Here is a 3099-nt window from a genome sequence, read left to right as displayed (position 1 = left end):
CCTCACCGGCACCGCACTCGTGGAGACGCTGCTCGGCGGGTGGCGGGCGCTGTCCCGCCTCGAGGTGGACGGCTTCGCGGTGCTCCGCTCCCGCGGCGTGACCCGCCGCGCGAACAGTGTGGTCCCCCTGGAGCCGTCGTCCGACCCCGCGGCGCCCGATGCCGCCGTGACGAGGATCGAGGGCCTCCTCGACGCGGCAGGGGAGAGGCCCGTCTTCCGCCTGTTCACCGGCGAGGGCCTCGACCACGAAGCCGAAATCCGGTTCCCTGAACGCCCCAAGTTTCGGCAGGGAAAGGAAGGAGGTCGCGTGGTGGGAGCACAGTCCCGCCAGGCAGCGCAACGAAGAGCTGCTCGGACGGCATGCGGTCCTGATCGAGAAGGTGTCGAACGCGGCGACCTATTGCGCCAACAGGATCAACGAGCTGCAGATGGTGACGCTCGAGGAGAGCTACACGCCGGTCACAGCCGATCAGGTCCTGAACTCGTCGGAACCGATGCCATGGGGCAACCCCGACCCCGAGCCGAAGAACTGCGGGCAGTCGGTCGCGGTCGGAGCGGGCACCTGGGCGAAGGACACGTGGTACGGCGCGACGTCCTTCTTCGGATTCGACGGAGATGAGACGACTCCGCGTGGAGCGACGGCCGGGCAGGCCTGGCTCGGCACGGTGGACTTCGTCTCTGCGGCCACGGTAGCTATTTCGCCGGTTTCGTATCTCGCCTATGTCCCAGGGATCTCAGACACTGAACCTGCCCAGGTGATCAAGGATCGCCACCGGACCGCCCGTGACGGAGTCGGCGCGATGGTCGGCTGGGACGGCGCGGAAGCTGCGGCTGGTGGTGACGGCTGGCATCAGTGGAAGGATGATCCCGTTGCGATGGGCACTCAGGTCGGGATCGACGCGGTCCTGATCGCGGTTCCGATCGGCGGTTGGGCGGCAGGGGCCGGCAAGGCCGGCATCAAGGGCAGCCGCGCGGCCGGCGCCACCCGTCGCGGTGGTAAGACCACGCGAGTGGCCGGGGGTGCGCTGGACTTCCTGGTCCCTGGTGGTGGTCGCCTTGTTGAGGGTGCTTCGACGGTCTTCAGCAAGCGCCTCTCGGCGTCCGGGAGCCGCACGAACGTTCTGGACGAAGTGGACCTGACGGAGACTGCTCCGCCGGCTGTCCCGCGGGACCGGACTGCGACGGACGATTCACCTAAATGGGGAGATTCCGCTTCGGAGCCCGTTGAGCGGACAGAACCGCATACCGAAAGAGAAAGAGCAGATTCTAAGGGCAGGGAAAACGAACTTGCAGAACGACAAGATGCGGGGAGATCGGGTGTAGGCGCTGACCGGGGCAGTCGACATCGCGGCTGGGGCGAGAATAGTTCTTGGGCGACTGACCGACTCGAGAGCAGCAGTGATCGTCGGACGCTGTCGGTCAGCGAGGCCGAGACGGAAGGGATCCCCAAGTGGACCTCGGAGGATGTTCATCGCGCACGTGAAGAGGCGATGGGAGATGGGGGAGTCCCGCTGGATCCACGGACCGGGGTGCCGCTCAACGAGGCAGGAGGCCGCCGGAACTGGGAGATGCGCTGGGATCCGGTCGACGAGAAGTGGGTCGCACAGAACCGCGGCGCGGGCTGGGGTGAGTCGGGCCCGCCTATCGATGATCCGGACCCAGTGCGCTTCGACCCCACTGCAGGGCACCGCTACGAGTCAGGTGACGCCCACTATCCTGGAGCCCCAGAGCCCCATACGCCACCTGAGACCTACAGAGCTGGCGGCCATGAGCCCGGAGTGGAGTACAAGACCCGCCCCTCGGGTGTGAAGGACGAAGGGTGGCGTGCATACCAGGAGCAAATCAGCGGTCTCAAGCCGACAGAAGATGGCCGAATTCCAGAGATTACGGTTCCGGATCCTGTGACGCCTGAAAGGACGGTTTCCTTTGATGGCCGCACCCATCGCGGAGATCCTCCGCAGGAAGTTTATCTTGAAGCGAAGCGTGGGTATGAGATTCTTGATCGGGCCCCCTACAGTCAGCGGGCAGAGGGCATGCGGCACAATCTGCTTGAAGAATTGCGGCGCCAGATGAGAGTGTTACCGAAAGGTGCTGAGCTTGAGTGGCACGTATCGACGGCCCGTGGAGCGACGGCTATTCGGAATATCGTTGACGAGTACGAACTTATTAATGATGTGAATTTTGATGAGCTTACAATCATTGCAACCGATCAGGTCTGAGGGCGATGGAGTGTTGATGGGTGCAAAGCGACTGCAGATCGGTGCTCTTTGGTTCCGGGTGGACGAATCGGCGGCTTGGCTTGCTGACGGGTGCTTTTCCTTCTTGAGGTTGGTTGCCGATAGTATCAAAAGCTCTAAATGGAGCGCGATAGCGTATCACGAAGGAACGGATCGTGATCTGCGTTGGGATGGATCGTATGCCGATTTGAATAGAATCTTCGCAGAGTATTTAGATCCACGATCCAAGATTGATGGACTGCGTTTCCTGCAGGTTTCTGGCAGTGAAATTAGCTGCCGAATTGAAGGCGGGGCGCCTGTTGTTGCGAGTGACAGGATGTTCTTCCATCGTTTCGACGTTGAATTGAAAGGCGGTCTGGCGTCCAGCGCAGACGTAGTCTTGGGGGTCGTCGAGGCGGTGGTTGCCGCCTGGGATCCCGTGAGGCTCATCGTCACCGACGTAGCCCTCGGGCGACTCGAAGAGCGTGGTGACATCTGGAGAGTGCGGCCCGGATATATAGTATGGCTGGGGGGCCTTTTGGGTTCCCTTTCTGAAGTGGATCCCACTCTTCCTCTCTCTGTTTCTAGTCTGCGCGGAGGTACTCTGATAGTGCCTCGAGGTGAGCTTACGCCCCGGACACTGTACGACGCCGAGATGAAGCTCTTCGCTGATAATGGTATCGGGAGTCTTCCGAAGGATGTACTACAGTCAATGGAGGTGCCGTCTCGCCAGACGGCTTTGACTATGGACAATATAGGGGCTCCTTTCGTTTCTGATCCGACAGGGGGTGATTTTCCTGACCCTGCGGAGTCGTATCGTGAACAGATTTCGGGCTGGATGCTAAGTCCGGAGGGCGATGTGCCGCTGTGGGTGCAGCCAGAT

2 protein-coding genes are annotated in these 3099 nt (G+C 61.8%); both read left to right on the top strand.

Annotation, left to right across the window (positions count from 1 at the left end; all coding sequences use genetic code 11):
* The first annotated feature begins 380 nt into the window (after positions 1-380).
* Positions 381-2219 (top strand): hypothetical protein, encoded by a 1839-nt coding sequence (locus tag Y09_RS17335; protein ID WP_159419664.1) that lies wholly within the window; start codon positions 381-383, stop codon positions 2217-2219.
* Positions 2220-2235: 16 nt separating this feature from the next.
* Positions 2236-3099, top strand: an 864-nt coding sequence (locus Y09_RS17330) for a hypothetical protein (protein WP_148639671.1), incomplete at its 3' end; no start/stop codon positions are given.

Origin of the sequence: Brachybacterium sp. SW0106-09, assembly GCF_001293905.1 — a bacterium.
GTDB lineage: Bacteria > Actinomycetota > Actinomycetes > Actinomycetales > Dermabacteraceae > Brachybacterium > Brachybacterium conglomeratum.
Note: the sequence above shows the minus strand (reverse complement) of the source record. Positions and strands in the feature narration are given on the sequence as shown.